Source organism: Sulfitobacter sp. SK011 (assembly GCF_003352065.1).
Classification (GTDB): Bacteria; Pseudomonadota; Alphaproteobacteria; order Rhodobacterales; family Rhodobacteraceae; genus Sulfitobacter.
In genome coordinates, this window is record NZ_CP025803.1 from 3,785,950 (window position 1) to 3,809,206 (window position 23,257).

35 protein-coding genes are annotated in these 23,257 nt (G+C 56.6%); 22 read left to right on the forward strand and 13 right to left on the reverse strand.

The features are described from left to right. Window positions 1–123: 123 nt before the first annotated feature. Window positions 124–531 (reverse strand): hypothetical protein, encoded by a 408-nt coding sequence (locus C1J02_RS18680; protein WP_254693159.1) that lies wholly within the window; start codon window positions 529–531, stop codon window positions 124–126. Window positions 532–649: 118 nt separating this feature from the next. Between C1J02_RS18680 and C1J02_RS18685 the strand changes: the two genes are divergently transcribed. Beyond that, window positions 650–1,417, forward strand: a complete 768-nt coding sequence (locus tag C1J02_RS18685) for an FCD domain-containing protein (protein ID WP_114879910.1) — start codon at window positions 650–652, stop codon at window positions 1,415–1,417. Between the two features lie 110 nt (window positions 1,418–1,527). Here C1J02_RS18685 and C1J02_RS18690 read toward each other — a convergent pair whose 3' ends face one another. From C1J02_RS18690 to C1J02_RS18715, 6 genes are all read right to left on the reverse strand, one after another. Then, window positions 1,528–2,100 carry a F0F1 ATP synthase subunit B gene (locus C1J02_RS18690; protein WP_114879911.1) on the reverse strand — a complete coding sequence of 191 codons (573 nt, stop codon included), beginning with the start codon at window positions 2,098–2,100 and terminating at the stop codon, window positions 1,528–1,530. Window positions 2,101–2,103: 3 nt separating this feature from the next. After that, window positions 2,104–2,664: a F0F1 ATP synthase subunit B' gene (locus tag C1J02_RS18695; RefSeq protein WP_114879912.1), complete on the reverse strand. Its 561-nt coding sequence runs from the start codon at window positions 2,662–2,664 to the stop codon at window positions 2,104–2,106. Between the two features lie 89 nt (window positions 2,665–2,753). Next, window positions 2,754–2,978, reverse strand: coding sequence for a F0F1 ATP synthase subunit C (locus tag C1J02_RS18700; protein WP_114879913.1), 225 nt, complete (start codon window positions 2,976–2,978; stop codon window positions 2,754–2,756). Window positions 2,979–3,047: 69 nt separating this feature from the next. Next, window positions 3,048–3,806, reverse strand: coding sequence for a F0F1 ATP synthase subunit A (locus C1J02_RS18705; protein ID WP_114879914.1), 759 nt, complete (start codon window positions 3,804–3,806; stop codon window positions 3,048–3,050). A 1-nt stretch (window position 3,807) separates the two neighbouring features. Then, window positions 3,808–4,137, reverse strand: coding sequence for an AtpZ/AtpI family protein (locus C1J02_RS18710; protein ID WP_114879915.1), 330 nt, complete (start codon window positions 4,135–4,137; stop codon window positions 3,808–3,810). 204 nt (window positions 4,138–4,341) lie between these two features. After that, the gene (locus C1J02_RS18715) at window positions 4,342–5,235 is read right to left on the reverse strand and encodes a LysR family transcriptional regulator (protein ID WP_114879916.1); all 894 of its coding nucleotides are present in this window, start codon (window positions 5,233–5,235) and stop codon (window positions 4,342–4,344) included. 105 nt (window positions 5,236–5,340) lie between these two features. Between C1J02_RS18715 and C1J02_RS18720 the strand changes: the two genes are divergently transcribed. Both C1J02_RS18720 and C1J02_RS18725 read left to right on the forward strand, forming a co-directional pair. Then, the gene (locus tag C1J02_RS18720) at window positions 5,341–5,583 is read left to right on the forward strand and encodes a hypothetical protein (protein ID WP_114879917.1); all 243 of its coding nucleotides are present in this window, start codon (window positions 5,341–5,343) and stop codon (window positions 5,581–5,583) included. A gap of 39 nt (window positions 5,584–5,622) precedes the next feature. Next, entirely contained in the window at window positions 5,623–5,964 is a 342-nt protein-coding gene (locus C1J02_RS18725; protein WP_114879918.1) for a helix-turn-helix transcriptional regulator, read from the forward strand. A gap of 176 nt (window positions 5,965–6,140) precedes the next feature. Here C1J02_RS18725 and C1J02_RS18730 read toward each other — a convergent pair whose 3' ends face one another. Continuing rightward, window positions 6,141–7,034, reverse strand: coding sequence for a DMT family transporter (locus tag C1J02_RS18730; protein ID WP_114879919.1), 894 nt, complete (start codon window positions 7,032–7,034; stop codon window positions 6,141–6,143). After that, a complete protein-coding gene (locus C1J02_RS18735; protein ID WP_114880715.1) occupies window positions 7,031–7,909 on the reverse strand; it encodes a LysR family transcriptional regulator in 879 nt (292 codons plus the stop codon). Before C1J02_RS18735 ends, C1J02_RS18730 begins: the two co-directional genes overlap by 4 nt. Window positions 7,910–8,019: 110 nt before the next feature. Between C1J02_RS18735 and C1J02_RS18740 the strand changes: the two genes are divergently transcribed. The 13 genes from C1J02_RS18740 (at window position 8,020) to trmD (ending at window position 15,925) form a co-directional block, all read left to right on the forward strand. After that, window positions 8,020–8,604 (forward strand): FMN-dependent NADH-azoreductase, encoded by a 585-nt coding sequence (locus C1J02_RS18740; RefSeq protein ID WP_114879920.1) that lies wholly within the window; start codon window positions 8,020–8,022, stop codon window positions 8,602–8,604. 74 nt (window positions 8,605–8,678) lie between these two features. Continuing rightward, window positions 8,679–9,176: a hypothetical protein gene (locus C1J02_RS18745; RefSeq protein WP_114879921.1), complete on the forward strand. Its 498-nt coding sequence runs from the start codon at window positions 8,679–8,681 to the stop codon at window positions 9,174–9,176. A gap of 222 nt (window positions 9,177–9,398) precedes the next feature. Further along, window positions 9,399–10,895 carry a signal recognition particle protein gene (gene ffh / locus C1J02_RS18750; protein ID WP_114879922.1) on the forward strand — a complete coding sequence of 499 codons (1,497 nt, stop codon included), beginning with the start codon at window positions 9,399–9,401 and terminating at the stop codon, window positions 10,893–10,895. Next, complete coding sequence (locus C1J02_RS18755) at window positions 10,892–11,224, forward strand: NIPSNAP family protein (protein ID WP_114879923.1); 333 nt, start codon at window positions 10,892–10,894, stop codon at window positions 11,222–11,224. Before ffh ends, C1J02_RS18755 begins: the two co-directional genes overlap by 4 nt. Then, window positions 11,225–11,746: a GNAT family N-acetyltransferase gene (locus tag C1J02_RS18760; RefSeq protein WP_114879924.1), complete on the forward strand. Its 522-nt coding sequence runs from the start codon at window positions 11,225–11,227 to the stop codon at window positions 11,744–11,746. A 5-nt stretch (window positions 11,747–11,751) separates the two neighbouring features. Further along, the gene (locus C1J02_RS18765) at window positions 11,752–12,306 is read left to right on the forward strand and encodes a GNAT family N-acetyltransferase (protein WP_162798376.1); all 555 of its coding nucleotides are present in this window, start codon (window positions 11,752–11,754) and stop codon (window positions 12,304–12,306) included. Further along, entirely contained in the window at window positions 12,303–12,599 is a 297-nt protein-coding gene (locus C1J02_RS18770; protein WP_114879926.1) for a chorismate mutase, read from the forward strand. The genes C1J02_RS18765 and C1J02_RS18770 overlap by 4 nt, the downstream gene beginning before the upstream one ends. A 21-nt stretch (window positions 12,600–12,620) precedes the next feature. Continuing rightward, window positions 12,621–13,037, forward strand: coding sequence for a 30S ribosomal protein S16 (rpsP, locus tag C1J02_RS18775; RefSeq protein ID WP_114879927.1), 417 nt, complete (start codon window positions 12,621–12,623; stop codon window positions 13,035–13,037). A gap of 18 nt (window positions 13,038–13,055) precedes the next feature. Continuing rightward, window positions 13,056–13,685: a 5,6-dimethylbenzimidazole synthase gene (gene bluB / locus C1J02_RS18780; RefSeq protein WP_114879928.1), complete on the forward strand. Its 630-nt coding sequence runs from the start codon at window positions 13,056–13,058 to the stop codon at window positions 13,683–13,685. After that, window positions 13,685–13,834 carry a hypothetical protein gene (locus C1J02_RS21100; RefSeq protein WP_205389828.1) on the forward strand — a complete coding sequence of 50 codons (150 nt, stop codon included), beginning with the start codon at window positions 13,685–13,687 and terminating at the stop codon, window positions 13,832–13,834. The genes bluB and C1J02_RS21100 overlap by 1 nt, the downstream gene beginning before the upstream one ends. Next, window positions 13,831–14,352, forward strand: a complete 522-nt coding sequence (rimM, locus tag C1J02_RS18785; protein ID WP_114879929.1) for a ribosome maturation factor RimM — start codon at window positions 13,831–13,833, stop codon at window positions 14,350–14,352. The genes C1J02_RS21100 and rimM overlap by 4 nt, the downstream gene beginning before the upstream one ends. Then, window positions 14,352–15,137, forward strand: coding sequence for a sulfotransferase (locus C1J02_RS18790; RefSeq protein ID WP_114879930.1), 786 nt, complete (start codon window positions 14,352–14,354; stop codon window positions 15,135–15,137). The genes rimM and C1J02_RS18790 overlap by 1 nt, the downstream gene beginning before the upstream one ends. Beyond that, the gene (gene trmD / locus C1J02_RS18795; RefSeq protein ID WP_114879931.1) at window positions 15,134–15,925 is read left to right on the forward strand and encodes a tRNA (guanosine(37)-N1)-methyltransferase TrmD; all 792 of its coding nucleotides are present in this window, start codon (window positions 15,134–15,136) and stop codon (window positions 15,923–15,925) included. Before C1J02_RS18790 ends, trmD begins: the two co-directional genes overlap by 4 nt. 30 nt (window positions 15,926–15,955) lie before the next feature. Here trmD and C1J02_RS18800 read toward each other — a convergent pair whose 3' ends face one another. Together C1J02_RS18800 and ppk2 are read right to left on the reverse strand one after the other, a co-directional pair. Next, window positions 15,956–16,204: a YdcH family protein gene (locus C1J02_RS18800; RefSeq protein ID WP_114879932.1), complete on the reverse strand. Its 249-nt coding sequence runs from the start codon at window positions 16,202–16,204 to the stop codon at window positions 15,956–15,958. Between the two features lie 25 nt (window positions 16,205–16,229). Continuing rightward, the gene (gene ppk2 / locus C1J02_RS18805) at window positions 16,230–17,081 is read right to left on the reverse strand and encodes a polyphosphate kinase 2 (RefSeq protein WP_114879933.1); all 852 of its coding nucleotides are present in this window, start codon (window positions 17,079–17,081) and stop codon (window positions 16,230–16,232) included. A 382-nt stretch (window positions 17,082–17,463) separates the two neighbouring features. Here ppk2 and rplS point away from each other — a divergent pair, with 382 nt between their 5' ends. The 4 genes from rplS (at window position 17,464) to C1J02_RS18825 (ending at window position 20,198) form a co-directional block, all read left to right on the forward strand. Next, complete coding sequence (rplS, locus tag C1J02_RS18810) at window positions 17,464–17,850, forward strand: 50S ribosomal protein L19 (protein WP_114879934.1); 387 nt, start codon at window positions 17,464–17,466, stop codon at window positions 17,848–17,850. 5 nt (window positions 17,851–17,855) lie between these two features. Then, window positions 17,856–18,077, forward strand: coding sequence for a 50S ribosomal protein L31 (gene rpmE / locus C1J02_RS18815; protein WP_114879935.1), 222 nt, complete (start codon window positions 17,856–17,858; stop codon window positions 18,075–18,077). Window positions 18,078–18,309: 232 nt separating this feature from the next. Continuing rightward, window positions 18,310–19,119 carry a division plane positioning ATPase MipZ gene (locus C1J02_RS18820; protein ID WP_114880716.1) on the forward strand — a complete coding sequence of 270 codons (810 nt, stop codon included), beginning with the start codon at window positions 18,310–18,312 and terminating at the stop codon, window positions 19,117–19,119. A gap of 161 nt (window positions 19,120–19,280) precedes the next feature. Next, window positions 19,281–20,198 carry a calcium/sodium antiporter gene (locus C1J02_RS18825; protein ID WP_114879936.1) on the forward strand — a complete coding sequence of 306 codons (918 nt, stop codon included), beginning with the start codon at window positions 19,281–19,283 and terminating at the stop codon, window positions 20,196–20,198. A 41-nt stretch (window positions 20,199–20,239) separates the two neighbouring features. On the opposite strand, the gene C1J02_RS18830 is transcribed toward C1J02_RS18825, so the two are convergent. Next, on the reverse strand, window positions 20,240–21,115 hold the full coding sequence (locus tag C1J02_RS18830; protein ID WP_114879937.1) for a DMT family transporter: 876 nt from the start codon (window positions 21,113–21,115) through the stop codon (window positions 20,240–20,242). Between the two features lie 27 nt (window positions 21,116–21,142). Beyond that, a complete protein-coding gene (locus C1J02_RS18835; RefSeq protein ID WP_114879938.1) occupies window positions 21,143–21,592 on the reverse strand; it encodes a MarR family winged helix-turn-helix transcriptional regulator in 450 nt (149 codons plus the stop codon). Window positions 21,593–21,660: 68 nt separating this feature from the next. Between C1J02_RS18835 and hmgA the strand changes: the two genes are divergently transcribed. Together hmgA and C1J02_RS18845 are read left to right on the forward strand one after the other, a co-directional pair. Next, on the forward strand, window positions 21,661–23,022 hold the full coding sequence (gene hmgA, locus C1J02_RS18840; protein ID WP_114879939.1) for a homogentisate 1,2-dioxygenase: 1,362 nt from the start codon (window positions 21,661–21,663) through the stop codon (window positions 23,020–23,022). Next, a complete protein-coding gene (locus tag C1J02_RS18845; protein ID WP_114879940.1) occupies window positions 23,019–23,222 on the forward strand; it encodes a hypothetical protein in 204 nt (67 codons plus the stop codon). Before hmgA ends, C1J02_RS18845 begins: the two co-directional genes overlap by 4 nt. Window positions 23,223–23,257: the final 35 nt, after the last annotated feature.

Below are 23,257 nucleotides of genomic sequence, written 5' to 3' on the forward strand. Positions count from 1 at the left end.
GTACTGCCGTGCTCCGATGATTCCATAGCTCGGAGGAAAATGAAGGTTCAGCGCCCCCTAAGTCAACACCATCACACCATACACAGGGGGTATATCGGCGATTATCCACAAGATATTGCGATTTTAGGCGGGATAGCAGTCCAAATCGACACTGACCTGACCAACGCCCCGCAATTCGGTCCCGCGCACTGGGATGCAATCAAGCGCCGCCGGCGCGATCCGGTCACGTGGCGCGCCCTTACCACAGTCCAACAGCCCTGTCGCCAATGCCTGATCGCCGCGCACCTCTTTGACTTTGCACCCGCTGACTTTGGCCATGGCGATGCCCGCTTGGTCCCGGATCGGTCCGAACCGAGGGGCATATTGCATGTTGACGCGCATCGCTTCGGCCAGATCATCGCGCACGCGCACATCAAAAACCGACCCCTCAACAGTCACTCGGGTGGCCGGCAGGCCGCGAAAATGCGGGCCTGCGGTGTTGCAGGCAGCAAGACCAAAGCAGAGACATATGAGATAGGCATGACGCGACATCCCGTATTGTCAGACGCGAATGGTTAACAATTTGTTACCCCTCATGCCGCCCGGCCCATAAAAGCAATTGCTGCCTCGGCCCTCTGGTCATATAATTTGACCAATTCGAGGATTTGCCATGCCCTTTCGCCCAGTGACCCAAGAAAAACTGTCTCATGCCGTGATCGGCCAGATCGAGCAACTGATCTTGCGCGGCATCTTACGACCGGGTGAACGGCTGCCTGCAGAACGTGAATTGGCCGAACGGTTTGGCGTTTCCCGGCCTTCCCTGCGCGATGCAATATCACAGCTTCAGACGACAGGCCTGCTCAGCACCAAACCGGGGGCCGGTATCTATGTCGCTGACGTTCTGGGCAGTGCATTTTCGCCTGCACTGATTGATCTGTTCTCGCGTCATGACGAGGCGGTATTCGACTACCTGTCCTTTCGCCGTGACATGGAAGGACTGGCCGCGATGCGCGCGGCACAGTTTGGATCCGACACCGATCTTGCCGTCGTTCAAACCGTGTTCGACAAGATGGAAAAGGCCCATACAAAGCGGGATGCCAATGAGGAAGCGCAACTGGACGCGCAATTCCATATGGCAATTATTGAGGCCAGCCATAACGTCGTGATGCTGCATATGATGCGCTCAATGTATGAGCTGCTGCGCGGCGGGGTGTTTTATAACCGCCAGGTGATGTTCAAACAAAAAATCAGCCGTTCCGCGCTTTTGGATCAACACCGCGCCATCAACAACGCCTTGCAAAGCCGCGATCCCGCCGCTGCGCGGGCTGCGGTCGAAGCGCATCTGACTTACGTCGCCGCCTCGCTGACCGATCAGCAAAAAGCCGACCGCAACGACCAGATCGCCCGCCAGCGTCTGGAGCATGAAAGCAACACCTGACCCCGACCAGTCGCCAGGGTAATGGACCGCACAGATCTTCGCCCTCCCAGACAACAAAAAACCCCGGCCAATGACCGGGGTTTTCAGAATTATCGTACTGACATCAAAGCCTAGTGCAGTTTCGCATCTACCTGCTCAATCGCCTCATCAATCAGCTTGTTGCCATCTGCGGCAGACATCTGTTTCGCGATCACGTCTCGTGCCGCAGCAACCGCAATCGTAACGGCTGTATCGCGTACTTCTTTCACCGCGGCAGCCTGAGCTGATACAATCTGTTCCTCTGCAGCGGCCATCCGGCGCTCCAGTGATTTGGCCAGATCTGCACGTGCCTGTTCAGCAGCGGCATTGGCTTCTTCCTTCGCGGCAGAAACGATGCGGTCCGCCTGATCCTGCACTTCTTTCTGCTTGCGCTCATAGGACGCCAGCAATGTTTGCGCTTCTTCACGCAGGGTGCGGGCTTCTTCCAACTCGGACTTGATGCCATCGGCACGTTTGTCCAGCATCCCACCCAAAAGTCCCGGCACCTTGAAGTATATCAGCACGGCGATGAACAAAAGGAACGCCAGCAAAACCACAAAGTCAGTATTCTTAAGCGAGAAGAACACGTCGCCCGCAGCAAATGCAGGAGAGGCCATCAGTGCGGCCAACGCGGTTGAAACGGATAAACGTAAGTTCTTAACCATTGGTTATCCTTTCATCCGTGAGGTCACAGCAGCGTTGATGGTTTTGGCATCAGCCTTGCCACCCATCGCTGCAACGATTTCTTTGGCCGTATCCTTGGCCACGACTTTAACGTTCTCCAACGCGCTTGCGCGAATTTCAGAGATCGCTTTTTCCGATTCAGCGGCTTTCGCTGCAATCTCGGCGTCGGCACGGGAAATCGCATCATCCAGATCCGCCTGCATATCCGCTTTGGCTTGCCCAACGATGCTGTGCGCCTCAGCGCGGGCATCCAGCAAAGCCTTGTCATATGCAGCTTCGGCTTCAACGGCTTTGGCCTTGAGGTCTTCGGCGGCGGCGATGTCATTGGTGATCGTACCCTGACGTTCTGCCAGAACCGCACCAATACGCGGCAACGCCACGCGGGACAGAATAAAATATGTCGCGATCAGCGCCAGAACCAGCCAGAATATCTGATTTCCCCAAGTCGAGAAATCGAGCTGTGGCATGCCCGGTGTGCTGGCGTGTTCAGCCATGTCAACGCCAACGGCGTCGGCCAAACCATCGCTATGTGTTTCAGTTGCCATTTTGGCTTCTCCTTGGAAACTTGGCCGTTACGTGCCGGGCAGATACGTGCGTCGCATCTGCCCGCCTGTAAGGATATCAGTTCCGAGGATTAAACAGCGAACATCAACAGCAGAGCAACGAGGAACGCGAAGATCCCCAAAGCTTCTGCAAAGGCGATGCCGATGAAAAGTGTTGCTGTCTGACCGGCGGCTGCCGATGGGTTGCGCAATGCGCCGGACAAGAAGTTGCCAGCAACGTTACCAACACCGATGGCTGCTGCCCCGGAACCGATTGCTGCCAAGCCTGCGCCGATGTGTGCGAGTTCGCCTTCCATGTGAATTCTCCTATTAGGTTGGAAGTTGAGTATTAGGACGGGTTAATTTCGCCCGAATGAGTAAAGTCGTTAGTGACCCGGATGCAGAGCGTCTTTGAGATACACGCATGTGAGGATGGTGAAAACGTAGGCCTGAATAAAGGCCACCAGAACCTCCAGCCCGTACATCGCCGTGATGGCAATGACTGACGCCGGAGAAATGATTGTGATTGCGGCAAAGCCTGCGAAAACCTTGATCACCGCGTGACCCGCCATGACGTTGCCCGCCAAACGAATGGAATGGCTGACGGGGCGCACGAAATAGCTGATCAATTCAATGATCGCGAGCACGGGACGCAGGGCCAGAGGTGCCGATGACACCCAGAACAAGCCCAGAAACGCGGTGCCGTTCTTTACAAAGCCCAAAACGGTAACGGTCAAGAAAACCGCCATCGCCAGAACAACAGTCACAGCGAAATGCGACGTTGGCGTAAAGGCGGTCGGGATCAGACCAAGAAAGTTGGCGCAGACGATAAACATAAAGAGCGTCATGATATACGGGAAATACTTGATCCCATCCTTGCCGCAGATGTCCTCGACCATTTTATAAACAAAGCCATAAGCCAATTCAGCGACCGACTGTATCCGCGTTGGGATGATTGAACGCTTTGACGTGCCCAGAACCAGCAGGGCAAAAGTCGCCAGAACCGCCAGAGCCATCCACAATGTGGAGTTGGTGATCGAGTACCAGGTTACAGCTCCATCGCCCAAGATGTTCTCAACCTTGAACTGATCCATCGGGTGAAAGACCAAACCGCCTGTCTCTTCGCCGCTTGCCTCTGTTGCCATTTCAGGCTCCTTCGTTCTTTTCAGCCTGTTCGGCCAACTGCTTTTCCTGGATTTCCTTGGCAGAGCGGAGCATCGTTTTCACCCCAGCCGCAAGGCCCAGCATTACAAACAGCACCATGAAGATGGGCAATGTGCCGAACAGCAAATCAAGCCCATATCCGATGCCAAAACCGATCCCAAGACCGGCCACCAATTCAATCACCATCCGCCATGCCAAATTGGCCTGAGAATAATGCTCATCCACGCGGGGTTTTGGCGCGTTGCGCTTTCTTGCGGCGTCAAGTTTGGCCTCAAGCTGCTGCAGTTGCTGCTGTTGGTCCGGGTCTGGCACGCCGCATCCCCCATTGGATAACTTGTCATGTAGCTACTGGCGGGATAGCTCGGAGTCAACCGCTGCCATGTTCACTGCGCGCTGCAATTAACATTTTGTTTTTGAACAACTTTTCACAACAAAGGTGCGCGCCAAATCACCCATCCAATCTGGCAATGTGTCATCCTGAGGCTTTTTCGTTATTCAACCAATTGGTTGATGTTTTCAAACTGCTGGTTCACTCCGGAAGGAACGGGTCTCATCAAGGAGCCACGCACGGAACTGCTTTACCGCTGAGCGACGCACGCCACGGCTGCCGTAAACCAGATAAAAGGCACCATCCCTGATCCCGATATCAAAACACCGCACCAAGCGCCCCAGCCCGACATCAAACGAAACACATTCTGACGACCCCAAGTACACCCCAAGCCCATTCAGTCCGGCCTCGTATGCGAGCGGCGGCTTCATACGCCACTCATGATCCAAAAGCGCATCCGTTTGAACACCGGCAGCAGCGAACCATGGCTTCCAGATGTTGTTGGTCCGATCTCGGAGCAGCGGCAGTTTCAACAAATCCTCCGGCTTGCGAATGCCATCTTCCATCAGATCAGGGGATGCATGGGGATAGATCGGGGCGGCGCTTAACAGATCGGACGGCCCGTCCAATTTACCCGTATGCGCAAACCGGACAGCAATATCCGCCTCGTATCTTTCAACATCCGCAAGAGCAGGCGATGCCTCCAGCCGCACCTCGACTTCTGGATAGGCCTTTTGAAACCCGGCCAATCGCGGAATGATAAATCGCTCAGCAAAAAGCGGCTCGCTGTTCACCGTAACCTGCCCTGTTGGCACATCGGCAAGGTCGTCCGTCGCATCTGCGATCATATCCAACGCAGGCAGCACCCTTTCCAGATAGCTGCGCCCCACCATCGTCAACTCGACCCCACGCGGCAAATCACGAAACAATTTCACGCCCAGGCGGGCCTCTAACCCGCGCACATGCCGGCTGATCGCGGAATGACTGACCAACAACTCCTCCGCCGCACGGCTAAAGCTTTCGTGGCGCGCCGCGGCATCAAACGCACGCAAGGCATTCAGAGGCGGAAGATTTCGTGACATTCATATACGTGCGTTTTTTGCACACATAATGTCAAGTATTGGCGTTTGATTCAAAGGGATTCCTCACCGTATCAATGCATATCACTCACAGATAGGTGGAAAATCATGTCCTATATGCATTTAAACGCGCTGCGGCGCGCAGGGTTCACTCGTGCGAAAATTCAGCGTATTGCGAAATGGCTCAGCCTAAAGTTATTGGCCAAATTAACCAAGCTGGGGTCAGATCCGCGTCAAAGCTACCCCAAACTCTCAGATCATTTGGCGCGGGACATTGGGCTGGACCCTGCAGACCGGGAATGGGGCAGCATCGAACTGCCGTCGCAGACAACACATCATCCACGCGGATGAAACGCTTTCCTGAAGCTGCGACCCTAGGTATGACAGGGCATGACACGTGACATTGATCAGGTATTTGCCGCCCTCTCCGACCCGACCCGCCGCACCATTCTGGCGATGCTGCTTGAGGATGATATGGCTGTCACAGATGTGGCAGAGCCATTTGACATGTCTCTGGCCGCGATCTCTAAACATTTGGGGGTTTTGTCGGCTGCTGGGCTTATCTCTCAGGAAAAGCGCGGGCGGGTCAAATGGTGCAAGCTGGAACCCGATGCGATGCGCAAAGCTTCGGTCTGGATGCAGGGGTTTGGACAGTTCGAACCGGTCAATCTGGATGACTTCGAAAGGTTTCTCGCGCGCGAACTCGCGGAAGTGGTGTCAGACGAGGCATAAAACCGAGGTATAAAATTTCAGGCCCCGTCTGATGGTTCGCTTATAAAACGAACTGAACGATCGCCAAAACAATGACCACAAGACCGACAAGATAAATAATACCACGCATGGAAAGTTCCTTTTAGTTTGCTTCTGGACCCTAACACATCAGGCAGCGGTTCGGTTCCAAAAAAGGTTCAAACGGTCTTGGCCGCATCATCGCGCAGCAGCAAAAGCAGCGCCAGTACGGTAAAAGCCACCCCGATCAGCACAATTGAACCGGGCGCGCCCTTGCCCAGCATGATCTCCCAGACGATGACCCAGCTTGGCGTCAGATAGGTATAGGCCATCACCTTGGCGGACGGCAGGCGCAGGGTGGCAAACTGCAACAGAATGATGGTCAATGCGGTTGCAAAAAAGGTCACATAAACAAGCGCAATCCAGACCATGTTTGGCAATTTGGCCCACTCAACAGCGACAAGGTCAGACCAGCCATATATCAACAGCAGCACTGATCCGGCAAGCAAAGTGCCAAAAGTAAACATCACCGCACTTTCGCCCCGGTTCAGGCGACGCACCATGGGTGTATAAATGGCATGGCTGACGCAACCAATGAAATAGATCGCTTCGCCCCGGCCCACGTCAAACGCGAGAAAGGCGGCCAGATCCGCTTTGAAGATGACCCAAAGCGCCCCGCAGCCCCCAATGCTCAGGGCAAGTGCCATGCGCGGTGTCAGAACCTGCCGCAACAGCACCCAAGCAAAGCCCGCCGCCATCAGGGGAACCAGTGTAAAGACAGCCGCCGCACTGACGGGTTGCGCGGTTTTCAGCCCCTCAAACATCAGCACAAAGTAAACCGCAAAAAGCCCGCCCAGAATCGCGTACCGCCAGGGTGCTGTGAACCCTTGTCGGCTCACCGCGCCCCGTGACAAGGCAAATCCGCCAACCAGTACCGTCGCGATACAGAACCGAAGCGTGTTGAAAGCTGTGGGGCTGATATCATTGGCGACCAGCGCGCCCAGTGAAAACGACCCTGCAACCAGCGCCGAAAAAGCGAGCATGGCCAGATGCCCCAAGGTGCCAGGGTTCATTGCGGCCCCTGTTGCATCTGTTCCTTGATGAACCGCAGCAAAGCCTGCACTTTTGTTGTGCGGTGCAGATCGACATGGGTCACAAGCCAGATCGGTGCAGCCCATTCTGGCCGCGGTGGATATATCTCTACCAGACCGGGATCACCCTCTGCCTGTTCTTTGACCAGAAATCCAATGCCGGCCCCGGCGCGCACCGCAACTTCGGCCGCGCGGGTATCAGAAGTGCGGTATGATATTGACGATTCCGGCACATTTTCGCGCAGCCATTTGTAATAAGGTGCGCGGTTGTCCAGATCATCTGCCCCGACGAAACGGTGGTTAGCATAGTCCTTTGGTCCTTCCGGCATGCCGTATTCAGCCACATAGCTGCCACTGGCATAGGCACCTATTTGCAAATCCAGCATCGGCTGCACAACGTTGTCAGGTTGGTCAGGTGCCAACCCCGCCCGGATGGCGACATGGGCTTCACCATATTCCAGCCGAAACAGCCTGGAGCTGGTAAGATACCGGACAACCACATCCTTGTGCTGTTTCTGAAAAGCCGCAAGCATCGGTGCAATCTGCGGCGCGAGAGATGTCAAAGACGTCACAACCAGATCGCCAGACACCTCAGACCCCCGCCCTTTGATCCGGCCAACCATTTGATTGAACTGGTCATCGGTTGCCTTGGCCACGCGCAAAAGATCCTCGCCAGCCTCGGTGGCAGTGTAACCACGTGGGTGGCGCTGAAAAAGCTTTACGCCAAGCCGCCCCTCCAGCGCATCAATATGGCGAATGACCGTCGCGTGATGAACACCCAGAACCTCGGCCGCACCGCTCACCGTGCCCACACGGGCAACTTGGTACGCAGTCTTTATCTCATCCCAATCGTCCATCTGAACCTCATGTGCGCTGGCGAACATAATCTGCGCCATATTGCCCGTTGAGTTCGCATATACAATAGTCAATTGAAAGGCAGACCCACCTCCTTCTGAAAGGACCTCACATGACCATTCTACGTATTGATTCATCCGCCAATATCGAAACCTCCGTCACCCGCGAACTGACAGACCGCATCATCTCAATTTTGGGGGCAACCGAGGTCACCATCCGCGACCTTGCCAAAAATGCATTGCCGCAGATCGATCACGCCTGGACCGTCGCCCGCGCCGTGCCCGCAGAGGACCGCACCGATGAACAGGCGAACGCCCTTGCACTATCCGATGCACTGATTGCAGAAATCATGGCCGCAGATACGATCGTGATCGGCGCACCCGTGTACAATTTCGGCGTGCCAGCGGCCCTCAAGGCCTGGATTGACCTGATTGCCCGTGCGGGCGTGACGTTTCGTTACACTGAAACCGGGCCGGTCGGCTTGGTTGATGGCAAGCGCGTGATCATCGCACTGGCTTCTGGTGGCACACCGATGGGCTCTGACATGGATTTTGCCAGCGGCTATCTGCGGCAGGTGCTGGGCTTTATGGGAATGACTGACGTGACCTTTGTCGCCGCGGACACCCTAGCCAAAGACCCAAGCGGCACAATTCTGCGCGCCCATGCGCAGATCGACACACTGGCCGTTGCCGCATAAAGGTCAGGGCGCGGCACACCTTCAGGGTCGCGCCCCCTTTGACAGAATTAGCCGTTGCGGCTAAGGCAAATGCCATGAAAGTGACCCGCAATACCCCAGATCAATTGATCATTGCCGATACACCCTGGCTGATCAGCATCGCATTGACCTGTTTCATTTTAATCTTCGTCGCTGCCGGCCTTTTGGCAGCAAGTGAAGAACCGTGGTTTGGGTTTCCCTTTGCCACCATTGGTGCCGGGATCGGAGCGGTCGCCTTCTGGGCGTTTGTCCGGCGGGTGCAGGTTATCATAGATCGCCCAGCCAATACGCTCACGATCCGAAGGCAGTCCATTCTGGGCTATCAAAGCGTCACACACGCCCTAAGCGATCTGTCACGCGCGGTGGTGGAAACCTCCGTCAGCAACAATCGCTCATCCGGGTCTCGCACACCCATGAGCCGGGCAACACTGATCTTTGACACCGGCATGAGCGCAGGCGCGCACCCCATCACCGAAGTCTACACGTCCGGTCAGGGTGCCAGCCGCGCCGCACGCGCCATCAACACCTGGCTCGGACCCCAGCACAACAGTTGACTCTGCTCCGGTCACAGCCTAAACGCCGCTCAACTCCCGGAAGCATTGCCTTCCGGTCCCCGCCTTTTGTGGGGATCGCCCTCCGTCAGCGCGTTGCGCCCACGGGGGCAAAACCATTTGGTTTTGTTCCCGTTCAAAACGTTTCGGGGGCAATTGTGCATTTACCGCAGGGTTCCTAAGTTCAGGATACCCCGCAACCGAACCGAGAAAGGGCTTTGCCCCATGTTTGAGAACCTGTCTGAACGCCTGTCGGGCGTCTTTGATCGCCTCACCAAACAGGGTGCGTTGTCTGAGGACGACGTCAAAACCGCCCTGCGTGAAGTCCGCGTCGCCCTGCTGGAGGCGGATGTGTCGCTGCCCGTGGCCCGCGATTTTGTCAAAGCGGTTCAGGACAAGGCCACTGGCCAGGCGGTCACAAAATCCATCACCCCCGGCCAACAGGTCGTCAAGATTGTCCATGACGCCCTGATCGACACGCTGAAAGGCGAAGGCGAACCCGGTGCGCTGAAAATCGACAGCCCGCCGGCACCGATCCTGATGGTCGGTCTGCAGGGTGGCGGTAAGACAACCACAACTGCGAAATTGGCAAAGCGCCTGAAAGAGCGCGACGGCAAACGCGTGTTGATGGCATCGCTTGACGTGAACCGCCCGGCCGCGATGGAACAACTGGCCATCCTCGGCGTGCAAATCGGCGTTGACACCCTGCCCATTGTCAAAGGCGAAGACCCCGTCGCCATCGCCAAACGCGCCAAGACCCAAGCAGCCATGGGCGGCTATGACGTCTATATGCTCGACACGGCGGGCCGCCTCAGCATCGACGAAGAGCTGATGAGCCAGGTCGAAGCAGTGCGTAACGTGGCCAACCCTCGCGAAACCCTGCTGGTTGTTGATGGCCTGACAGGCCAGGATGCGGTGCATACAGCGCAAAACTTTGACGACCGTATCGGCATCACCGGCGTTGTCCTGACCCGGATGGATGGGGACGGGCGCGGCGGTGCGGCACTGTCCATGCGCGCGGTGACCGGCAAGCCGATCAAATTCGTCGGCCTTGGCGAAAAGATGGACGCGCTCGAAACGTTCGAACCAGAACGCATCGCGGGCCGCATCCTTGGCATGGGCGATATCGTCGCACTGGTCGAAAAGGCGCAGGAAACCATCGAGGCCGAGCAGGCCGAAAAGATGATGCGGCGCATGGCCAAAGGTCAGTTCAATATGAACGACCTCAAGATGCAGCTGGAACAGATGATCAAAATGGGCGGTATGCAAGGCATGATGGGCATGATGCCCGGCATGGGCAAAATGGCCAAAAAGGTCGAGGATGCAGGCCTTGATGACAAAATCCTCACACGCCAGATCGCCCTGATCCAATCCATGACAAAGAAAGAGCGCGCCAATCCTGCACTCTTGCAGGCCAGCCGTAAAAAACGGATCGCCAAAGGTGCGGGCCTGGAAGTCAGCGAATTGAACAAGCTGATGAAAATGCACCGCCAGATGTCCGACATGATGAAGAAGATGGGTAAAATGGGCAAAGGCGGCATGCTCAAGCAAGCCATGAAGGGCATGTTTGGCAAAGGCGGCATGGACCCCAGCCAGATGGACCCCAAAGCATTGGAAGCAGCGGCCAAACAGATGGGCGGCAAACTGCCCGGTGGTCTGGGCGGTATGGGCGGCGGCATGGGCCTGCCTTCCGGGCTGAGCGGATTTGCGAAAAAGAAATGATCACCTGCACCGTCAGATATGAAATCGACCCCGACAAATTGGCGGAGTTTGAGGTCTATGCGAAAGCGTGGCTGCATCTTGTGCCAAAGCTCGGTGGGACCCATCACGGCTATCACATGCCGCATGAGGGGCCGAACGACATCGCCTATTGCCATTTCTCGTTCCCATCACTCGCCGATTACGAAGCTTACCGCGCAAAGATGTGGGAAGACCCGGAATGCCTGCGCGCCTATGAGCACGCCAAGCGCACAAAATGCATCCGCCGCTATGATCGTTCTTTCACCAAACCGCTGTTTGACGGCGCAACCGTTGATGCATTGGGTCTTTGAATGACGCCAGCGCCAATCATAGAAACCAAGCGCCTGATTTTGCGCGGACCGGAAGCGGCGGACTTTGAACCGATCGCCGCATTCTATGCCGATCCAGAGCGCTCAATGGGCTTTGGTGGCGTGCTGCCGCGTGATCAGGCTTGGCGCTGGTTTGCCAGCATGATTGGCCATTGGCATCTGCGTGGGTACGGCTTTTGGACCATCACCGACAAATCCGACTGCACCGCCCTTGGGATCTGCGGCCTCTGGAATCCCGAAGGCTGGCCCGAAGCGGAACTGGGGTGGATCGCTTTCCCGCAGGCGGAAGGCAAAGGCATCGCGTTTGAAGCGGCAACCGCAGTGCGGCACCACGCCTATACCGTCATGGGTTTCACCACGATGACAAGCAACATCGTACCGGGCAATACGCGCTCCATCGCCTTGGCGGAACGTCTGGGTGCGGTTCACGAAACGACCTATGACAACATAAACATGGGTACCGAACACTTGTTTCGCCATCCTGCGCCGGCGGACCTCGCATGACTGCCATGGCCTTGACCCTCCCAACGCTGGAGACAGATCGTTTGATCCTGCGCACGCCGAGACTGCAAGACGCGGAATACTATGTTGCGTACAAGATGTCCGCGCGCGCCAAATTCACTGGCGGTCCGATTGATCGAAATGCAGCACAAGCAGGCTTTTTCAAGATTGCGGGTCAATGGGTAATCCGGGGCTATGGCCTCTTCATGGCCACGACCCGGGACGATCCAGAAACCCTCATCGGCGGCTTTGGGGTGTTTCACCCGCTGAAATGGCGCGAACCTGAGTTTGGCTGGACGCTCTATGATGTTGCTGCAGAGGGCAAAGGATACGTCACAGAAGCCATGCGCGCGATCATTCCATGGGCGTGGCCTGTGATGGGTGTGGATACCGCGCAATCGCATATTGATGAGGGAAATCACGCATCCGTCGCCGTGGCACGTGCGTTGGGCGCAACATTGGACGCAGAAACCACCCGGATCGAAAACGCCGACGGTGGCGAATTTGCCGATCACGACACACCCGTAAACATCTGGCGTCACCAAAAGGGAGCGCTCAAATGACCGACACAACCACCCGCGCTGCGCAGATCCTCAAAGATCACCGCGCGTCCATCGACCGTCTCGACGCAATCCTTGTCTATACATTAGGCGAGCGGTTCAAACACACACAGGCTGTGGGGAAACTCAAAGCCGAACACGACCTTCCCCCGTCCGATCCGTCCCGCGAAGGGACCCAGATCGCACGGCTCGAAGATTTGGCGAAAGAGGCTGACCTCGATCCCGAATTCGCCAAGAAGTTCCTGAACTTCATCATCGCTGAAGTCATTCAGCACCACAAATCACACCAAACGTAAAAACCTAAAGGACTACACACCATGGCTATGAAAATTCGTCTCGCCCGCGGCGGCTCCAAGAAACGCCCCTTTTACCGCATCGTCGCTGCAGACAGCCGCATGCCACGCGATGGCCGCTTTATTGAAAAGCTGGGCACCTATAACCCGCTGCTGCCAAAAGACAGCGAAGAGCGCGTGAAAATGGACATCGAAAAGATCCAGGAATGGATTGCAAAAGGCGCGCAGCCCACAGACCGCGTTGCCCGCATGCTCGAAGCCGCCGGCGTTCGTGAAAAAACAGAACGTAACAACCCCAACAAAGGCACACCGGGCAAGAAAGCCCAGGACCGTGTTGAAGAGAAAGCCGCCAAAGCAACCGCCGCTGCCGAAGCTGCCGCCGCCCCTGCCGAGGAAGCGCCAGCAGAAGAGGCAGCCGCCGACGAAGCAGCCGCAGAATAATCTGAGGCAAAGTCCGGCATGGAAACATTCTCAGAAGACTTCCGTGCCGGGCTGCACGACCTGATGCGCTGGCGGCGCGACGTCCGCCACTTTCTAACCGATCCCGTGGACGAGGCATTGATCAGCGAATGCCTCGACACCTTTCATCTGGCCCCTTCCGTGGGCCTGTCAGAACCATGGCGCATCATCCGCGTCGCCTCTGACACCGCGCGTCAGGCCGCACTTGAGAATTTCAAAGCAGCCAATGCCGAAGCCCTTGCAGGATATTCCGGCGAACAGGCGGCCCTTTACGCCTCGCTCAAGCTGTCTGGGATGCAGAACGCGCCCGAACAGATGGCAATCTACTGTGATGAGAGCACTGAAAAAGGGCACGGTCTTGGCGCTGGCACCATGCCGGAAATGCGCCGCTATTCAGTGGTTGGCGCGATCACGCTGATGTGGTTGACCGCCCGAACGCACGGCCTTGGGCTGGGGTGGGTCTCTGTTCTTGACCCCGTCCGTCTTAACCGTGATCTTGAGGTGCCGGAGGGGTGGTCTTTGGTCGCTTATCTTTGTCTGGGGTGGCCCCGCGAGAACACCCTGACGCCCGAACTCGAAACCAAAAACTGGGAGGCCCGCGCCCCCCATCTGCATGTGGAAAACCGCTGATGTACCGTTTGATCAAACTTGTCGTTGTTCTGGCCATCGGGTTTGGCATTGGCATGTGGTACGAACGCTTCCTCATGCGCTCGGAATGTGCCGCCGGTGCGGGTGAATGGACGGGCACGATCTGCGTGGACTCGGAGTTGCTGCAATGACTGAAATGATCTGTGTAGGTGCCATCGCAGGCTCTTACGGTGTGCGCGGCGAGCTGCGCGTCAAAAGTTATTGTGCGGTCCCGGAAGATATTGAAACCTACACGCCGCTCTGGTCAGAGGACCGCAGCCGCCAGTTTGCCCTCGCCATCCTGCACCCCATCAAAAACGGCTTTGCTGCACGGATCACCGATGTCTCAACCAAGGAAGAGGCCGACGCCCTGCGCGGCACTGCCCTTTATGCGGACCGCGACCAACTGCCGTCGCTGCCCGATGATGAATTTTATCACGCCGATCTGATTGGCCTTTCGGTCTATGACACCGGCGGCGTATTGCTTGGCACGGTCAAGACGGTACAGAACCACGGCGCTGACGACCTGTTGGAACTGCAACTTGCCGGCACCTCTGCCACCACGTTTCTGCCCTTTACAAAGGCCGCTGTGCCAACGGTTGACCTCGCCTTGGGCCGCATCGTGGCCGACCCGCCGCATGGCGTCTTGCCGGAAACGGAAACCAAGTAATGCCGCGCCGGATCATCCTGCATGCAGGGTTCCACAAAACCGGAACCTCCAGCATTCAGGCCACATTGCGCGAAAACCGGGTCGCCCTGAAAAAACACGCGGCACTGCGCCTGCGCTGGCACATGCAAGACCTCATCAGCGCCACACGCGGTTATTCCACATGGCGTGATCCGCTGACCCTGATCAAAGCGCAGGACCGCTTCGAAACCGTGATGAACGAATTGCCCGGCATGCCCCGCCGAACGCTGATCATCTCTGCCGAAGAGCTTTCGGGCCACCTGCCCGGCCGCGGCGATCTGGATGATTATTCTGCCGCACCTGTGCTGCTTTATGCATTCTGGGAGATTATGACCAAGCGCTATCCGGAAGCCGAAATCTTGCTCTACCTTTCCACCCGTGCCCCTGACGCATGGCTCAAATCTGCCCATTGGGAGCACGTCAAAGCATCCAATATGACAATGGATGCGGATGCCTTTTGCGACCGGTATCATGCGGCAGCGAACCTTGAGGGGATGGTTGCCGACATCGCCAGCCGCGTGCCCTGCCCCGTTCATCACAAAGCGCTTGAGGATTGTCGCGATTTGCCGCTTGGCCCCGCCGACCCATTGCTTGATCTGTGTGAGCTGCCACTCAGCCTGCGCGCCGAACTGGTGGCCCCTCCACCCGCGAACATGCGGTTGGGCGACGATGTTCTGGACGCGATGATCGAGGCCAACAAAAACCACAAGACACCAGATGCCCGCAAAGCTGCCAAGGCCGCAATCCTTGCTGAGGCGCGTCAATGAAAACACCCCGCTCCCATGGCCGCCAATCGGTCCGCGCCAATTTGCAGCCCCGTGAACTGATGCAGGACACGCCCGACTATGCCGACATCTGGCAGGCCCGCGTTGTCACGCTCTTTCCCGACCTCTTTCCCGGCGTGCTGGGGGCCAGCCTGACGGGCAAAGCCTTGCAGGACGGCAAGTGGCAATTGCACACCCACGACTTGCGCCCTTACGGGATCGGCAAACACCGCAATGTCGATGACACACCTGCCGGCGGCGGGGCGGGCATGGTCCTGCGTGCCGATGTGGTTGGTCCCGCACTGGCCGACGCGCAAAGCCACGCCCATGGCCGCTGGCCAATCCTGTATATGTCCCCGCGCGGCCAACGCTTTGACCAGGCGATGGCGCGCGATCTGTCCACCTGCGCGGGCGTGACCATGCTCTGTGGCCGGTTTGAAGGCGTGGATGAACGGGTGATTGAACACTTCGGTATCACCGAAGTCAGCCTTGGCGATTTTGTCATGACAGGCGGCGAACTGGCGGCCCAGGCGATGATCGACGCGACCGTGCGCCTGCTGCCCGGTGTGCTGGGCAATGCCAGCAGCACCGTTGAGGAAAGCCATTCAAACAATCTGCTCGAACACCCCCAATACACCCGCCCCGCGATCTGGGAAGGGCGCGAGATCCCCCCCGTCCTGATGTCCGGGAACCACGGCGAAATCGCCAAATGGCGACAACAACAAGCCGAAATCCTAACTAAAACCCGCCGCCCCGACATGTGGTCACGCCGGGGCGACAAGGAAAACTAGGCACTGCGGTAAGTCTGTTTTGCCAAGACTCTACCCGGTAGTTTGCGCCGTCAAATAGGCATAAATCTCATCTTTGAGCGCCAGTCGCCGCTTGCGCATGTTACTCATGTGATCGTCACTGGTGGGTTCCACATCGGTTTCAGCCCGGTGAATTGCACGATTCAATGTATGATAGGTGTCGGCCAAGTTCTCAAAATGACGATCGCTCTGACGCAACTGCGCCATCTGAGTGGTCATTTCAGGAAATTCTTCGGCAAGCTCGTGTGGGGTATGGGACATATGTCGTTCCTTTTTTGAATTGGGGTCACTTATTGTTGCGTTCAGGATGCAAAGACGCTGCCAGCACATGATCGGAGTCATGAACGATCGCTTCGGCTTGATGATAGATTTTGGGGTCCGGCGCTTTGGCGACCTCAGGGTCCTTGTCCGGATAATCAAGCTGAGCCAAAAAATGCCGCATGCACGTGAGGCGCGCGCGTTTCTTGTCGTTTGATCGGATCACCGTCCAAGGCGCATCCGCTGTGTCCGTGTAGAAAAACATCGCTTCTTTCGCCTCGGTATAATCATCCCACTTATCAAGGCTGGCACGATCAATCGGCGACAGCTTCCACCGCTTGAGCGGATCAGTTTCGCGCGAAGCAAAGCGTCTCTTTTGCTCTTCTTGGGTGACGGAAAACCAATATTTGAACAGCTTGATACCGCTGCGCACCAACATGCGTTCAAATTCCGGCGTTTGCCGCATGAATTCCAGGTATTCGGTGGGCGCGCAAAAGTTCATGACCCGTTCAACACCCGCACGATTATACCACGATCGGTCATATAGAACGATCTCGCCCGCGGTTGGCAGATGTTTAATGTAGCGCTGGAAAAACCACTGGCCCCGTTCTTCGTCCGTGGGTTTGTTCAAGGCAACCACGCGCGCCGCACGCGGATTGAGGTGTTCGGTGAACCGTTTGATCGTGCCCCCTTTGCCCGCAGCATCCCGCCCCTCGAACAAAAGCACGAATTTCTGATCGGTCTCCTGAACCCAATGCTGAACTTTCAGCAACTCGACCTGCAACGCAGACTTTTCGGTTTCATACGTCCGGCGTGCCATCTTGGTTCTATAGGGGTATTCACCGCTTTCAAAACCAAGGATCGTGTTGGTTCTGGCCATCTTTAACGCTGTTGTCTTAGTGGTACTGGCTGTTGGCACGTTATCTCCTTTTCTTCACACTTTCTCGGATTTCGCGATAAGGATAATCTGTCGCAAGCCAACTTGCCTTGACGTGGATCAACCATGTCCAGCAAAGTCAGCCAGCGGTACCTTGCGCCCACAATCACCCCCCTTGATCCATCCCCACAGACCGCCTATACGACGCCAGTCTGGAATCGCTTTTGCGGCCCCGGACCTTTCTGCTGTTTGCAGATCGCAAAACAAGGAATGACGATGCTACCTCCGGTGGGCCACTAAGGTGCAGTCCCGAAACACAGACCGAAGCTCTTGGATCGCGCAATAACTTCGTGGAACACCACGAGCATCATAGGAGACGCGTCAGATGAACCTGATCGCAGAGATTGAGGCGGAACAAATCGCCGAACTGGGCAAAAACATCCCAGATTTTCGTGCGGGCGATACCGTCCGTGTCGGTTTTAAAGTAACCGAAGGCACCCGCACCCGTGTGCAGAACTACGAAGGTGTCTGCATCGCCCGTAACAACGGCCATGGCATTGCCGGGTCGTTCACCGTCCGCAAAATCAGCTTTGGTGAAGGCGTGGAACGTGTATTCCCGCTGCATTCAACAAACATCGACGAAATCACCGTGGTCCGCCGTGGTCGTGTGCGTCGCGCGAAACTGTATTACCTGCGTTCGCGCCGTGGTAAATCAGCACGTATCGTTGAGAATGCGCACTACAAGAAACCCAAGTCTGACGCGAAAGGATAAGAGCGATGAAAGCCGATACACATCCCGAATATCACACAATCAACGTCAAAATGACCGACGGCACAATTGTGGAAATGAAATCGACATGGGGAAAAGAGGGCGACCAGCTGTCGCTTGACATCGACCCATCCGTGCACCCCGCGTGGACCGGCGGCTCCAGCCGTCTGATGGACACCGGCGGCCGCGTGTCGAAGTTCAAAAACAAATATGCAGGCCTTGGTTTCTGATACCATCTGCCTTTGCAATAATAATGGCGCGGCCTTAGGCTGCGCCATTTTTCTTTGCTAATTCCGAGGTGCCGGGACAGCGCAAATTCGCTCAACTTTTGCCAAACAAACCACAGTCACACGAATTATCACAGCCACACACTCTGCTGCATCTTCCCAAATGCAGTTACACCACATATAGTGTCGCACAACAATCACCTGCACAAACCGCAGGGAACAGAGGGACATGGGCATGGCGCATATTATCGTCGTCGGAAACGAAAAAGGTGGGGCGGGCAAATCCACAGTGTCCATGCATTTGGCCACAGCCCTCGCGCGGATGGGCCACAAGGTCAGCGGCCTTGATCTGGACCTGCGCCAGCGCACCTTCGGCCGCTATGTCGAAAACCGTCTCGCATTCGTAAAACAAGCCAACCTTGATCTGGTCAGTCCGGCCCTGTGCGAACTGCCCGAGGTTGAGCCAAGCAGTTTGCGCCCCGGCGAAAACATGTACGATCACCGGCTCAGTGTGGCGGTAACATCGCTTGAACCTTACAACGACTTTATCCTGATCGACTGTCCCGGTTCACACACCCGGCTCAGCCAGGTCGCGCATTCGCTGGCCGACACGCTGATCACACCGCTCAACGACAGCTTTATCGACTTTGATCTGCTGGCCCATACCGATGCCTCAGGCGACAAGATCACTGGGCCGTCTGTTTACTCTGAAATGGTGTGGAACGCACGGCAGCTGCGCGCCCAGGCCGGGCTTTCGCCCATTGACTGGGTTGTCGTGCGCAACCGCATGGGTGCCCAGCGCATGGTGAACAAGGAAAAGATGGAGCGCGCGATCCAGAACCTCAGCAGACGCATCGGTTTCCGCGTCGCACCGGGCTTTAACGAACGCGTCATCTTCCGCGAGCTGTTCCCCCGAGGCCTGACCCTGCTGGACCTCAAGGACATTGGCGTCAAACAGCTCAACATCTCAAATGTCGCCGCCCGTCAGGAACTGCGCGATATGATAAAGGCCCTGAATTTGCCGGGTGTGACCGCTGATTTCTGAGCGTCCCTGAAGCACGGCTTTGCAAGGCAAAAGGGGCTTTCGCACCTTTCGTGCCAGCGGCTTCATTTCCCTGAACTTTATTCTCATGACCTCCTTGTTGCATAGGGGTTCAACGCCGATATGCAGCTAGAGCGTGGCGCATTGCCCGTTGGAGGTCTTTCTTGGACTACCTGTATATCATGATCGGCCTCGTCGGTTTGTTTTTTGGCGGTGAAGCGCTCGTTCGAGGCAGCGTCAGCATTGCGCGACGGATGTCGATTTCGCCGCTGATCATCGGGTTGACTGTCGTTGGTTTCGGAACCTCAACACCCGAACTTCTGGTGTCAGTACAGGCCGCTCTGAAAGGCATTCCTGACATCGCAGTTGGCAACATTATTGGATCAAACATCGCGAATATTTTGCTGATTGTGGGCGTGACGTCCGTGGTGTGGCCGATCAAGGTTGCTGTCGCCACGTTGCGGCGCGACACGGCATTCATGATCGTATCGGCATTACTATTGGTGCCGCTATTCGCGTTGGGCGAAATCGGTCGAACAAGTGGTCTGCTGCTGGTGGGCGGGCTGGTATTCTATTTGGTTTGGACGTTCCTGAAGTCGCGACAAGACACAATTGTTGATGAAAACCCAGCGGGACAATCGTCAATTACTATATCATTGCTCTGGGTCGCATTCGGCCTGTCGGCGTTGTTGTTTGGAGCGCAGTTTCTGGTCGACGGTGCCGCATCCGTCGCACGTGGTTTTGGCGTGTCCGAGGCATTTATCGGGCTCACGATCGTCGCGGTCGGGACGTCACTCCCAGAGCTTGCTACGTCGCTTATCGCGGCATTTCGCCGCGAGTCAGATATCGCAATTGGAAATGTCATCGGGTCCAACATTTTTAACGTGCTGGGTATTCTGGGTGCCACTGCCCTTATCACACCAATTCCGGTTGCAGCACGGTTCCTAACTTTCGATCTGCCTGTCATGATTGCTGTTTCGTTAGGACTGGTTGGTCTGTTGCTGACCCGTCCGCAGATCGGTCGCTCAGTGGGTGCACTGATGCTGTTCGGCTACGCCGTTTACGTGGTCGCCGCCCAATAAAGGAAACGTGTTTCTTGTGCGTGGGATTTCGGGGCTTAAATCTACCCTTGGGTGGTCAAAACTCTCTGCCGCCGCAACACCACCAGGTTCGACACTGTCAGTGCCCCCATCACAATCCCGCCCCCGATCAAGGCATAGCCGCCCGGGTTTTCCCCAATCACCAGCCATGCCAGCAAAGGGGCCAGTACCGATTCCAACAGCACCAGCAATCCAACCTCTGCCGACGTGATGTATCTTGGCCCCAGCGCCAGCAGCACCGAAGAGATCAGGATGAACCCGCCATGCCCCAGAACAAAAGTCACCTGTGATACCGGCACCGACAACGGCGCTGCAAAAGGCCAGACCACCAGCGCCGCAATCAGATATCCCATTGCGACACCCGGTACCATCGACGTGCCGCGCACATGCCGCGCCGCCGTCAAAGCGGCGGCAAACATCGCCGACAACGCAAATGCCAACAGGTCCCCAGACAGGCTCGCGCCCGCCGTTTCACCCGACCCATAGGCGATCACCGCCAACCCCGGGACCACGGCGGCGATGGTAAGCAAAGTGCGTTGACTGAACGGTTCGGCCAGAAAAATGCGGCTGAACACAGCGGCAAAGACCGGCAGTGACGCAATGATGAAGACCACATTGGCCACTGAAGTCAGGCTGACCGCCAACACAAACAAGACACCGCTGCTGCCGACGCCCAACATATAGATCAGGCCAAACCGTCCCGTCGCCAGCATATCCCTGAAAGGTGCGGTTCCAGACGTGGCCAACAGATAAAGTGCCGTCCCCCCACCCGCCAAAAGCAGCCGCCAAAACGCGATGGTCCATGCGTCCGCATCAATCAAACGCACAAACAGCGAATCCGGCACCACAAAAAGGACACCGAAAAATGTGATCAAAAGGCCTTTGGTCTGGTCCGTCATGAAAACATCGGTGACCGTTCTGCGCGTTCAAGTAAAGCGGACAGTTTCCATTTCAGCCAATTTGACCAGCGCCCGGCGCAAGACCTTGCTCTCTTCCGCCGTCAGCGACGTCATCAATGCGGCCTCATACTTTTCCGCAATCCCGCGCAGTTCAACGTACGCCGCCTGCCCCGATGCCGTCAGGGTCAGATGCTCCACCCGCCGGTCGTTTTCGTCCCGTTCGCGGCTGACGAAACGGCGCGATACCAATCCATGAACCGCGCGGCTGATCTTGGTCTTGTGGGTTTTGGCACGCGCACCAATTTCACTGGCCGTCATGCTTCCATAAAGCCCCAGATGAAACAACACCCGCCATTCGGTGCGCAACATCCCATAACGATCCTTATACACCTGCTGAAACGCAATCGAACTGGTCTCGGCTGCCTGAGTAAGCAGATAAGGCAGGAAATGCTCCAGTTCGAATTCAATGTTTTTCATCGCAGCACCGCTTGTTAGTTACAAAAACAACTATTACGGATGGGGCAGATTCTGCAAGGGGGCACCTCATGAACCACCAGACCACACCGAATGACCTGACCCATGCGGCAACGCCAATGGGCATACATCCCGGATATATGCCAGGTTTCGGCAATGATTTCGAAACCGAAGCCCTTCCCGGTGCATTGCCGCAAGGCATGAACTCACCACAAAAATGCAATTACGGCCTTTACGGCGAACAATTGAGCGGCACCGCCTTCACCGCCCCCAGCCATCAGAACGAACGCACCTGGTGCTACCGCATCCGCCCTTCGGTGAAACATTCGCACCGCTATGAAAAGGTCAATCTGCCCTATTGGAAATCAGCGCCCCACATCCCACAGGATGTGATATCGCTGGGCCAATACCGCTGGGATCCGGTACCCCATTCCGACACGCCCCTGACATGGCTAACCGGCATGCGTACGATGACCACAGCCGGTGACGTGAACACTCAGGTCGGCATGGCCAGCCACATCTATCTGGTCACCGACAGCATGGTGGACAGCTATTTCTACTCCGCTGATTCCGAATTGCTGGTGGTCCCTCAAGAAGGCCGCCTACGCTTCTGCACCGAACTGGGCGTCATCGACCTTGAACCCAAGGAAATCGCAATTATCCCCCGTGGCCTGCTCTACCGCGTCGAAGTCATCAGCGGGCCGGCACGCGGATTTGTCTGCGAAAACTACGGTCAGAAGTTTGAGCTGCCGGGCCGCGGCCCCATCGGAGCCAACTGCATGGCAAACCGCCGCGATTTCAAAACGCCGGTGGCGGCGTTTGAAGACCGCGAGGTCCCCTCCACCGTCACCATCAAATGGTGCGGCCAGTTCCACGAAACCAAGATCGGCCACTCGCCATTGGATGTGGTCGCTTGGCACGGCAATTACTGCCCGGTCAAATACGACCTGCGCACCTATTGCCCGGTCGGCTCGATCCTGTTTGACCACCCCGACCCGTCGATCTTTACCGTCCTGACCGCCGCCTCTGGCGTCCCCGGCACCGCCAACATCGACTTTGTTCTGTTCCGCGAACGCTGGATGGTGGCCGAAGATACTTTCCGCCCGCCATGGTACCACAAGAATGTCATGTCAGAGATGATGGGCAATATTTATGGCCAATACGATGCCAAGCCCAAGGGTTTCGTTCCCGGCGGCCTGTCCCTGCACAACATGATGCTGCCCCATGGACCTGACAAGAATGCGTTTGACGGTGCGTCAAACGCGGACCTCAAGGCCGAAAAGCTCGACAATACCATGTCCTTCATGTTCGAAACCCGGTTTCCGCAACACCTGACCGAATTCGCCGCCAAAGAGGCCCCATTACAGGATGATTACATCGACTGCTGGGAAGACATCGAAAAGAAATTCGACGGTACGCCGGGCAAGAAATGAGTACGAATGTCCTGGCAGTCCTAATCGGTTTTGGCTTGTTTGGGCTTATTGCGATCGCGACCCAACTTTGGGGCCGCGACCTCGATACGTCCAACCCTGATAAGTTGAAGAATAAATTCGAGGACGCCAGCACCATCATCGACCCCCCCCTTGCTGGGGGCGGTGACGCGGGTGGCGGCGACGCGGGTGGTGGCGATTAGTTTTCTTGCAGACTGGGGTGCAGCGGGCCTGCAGC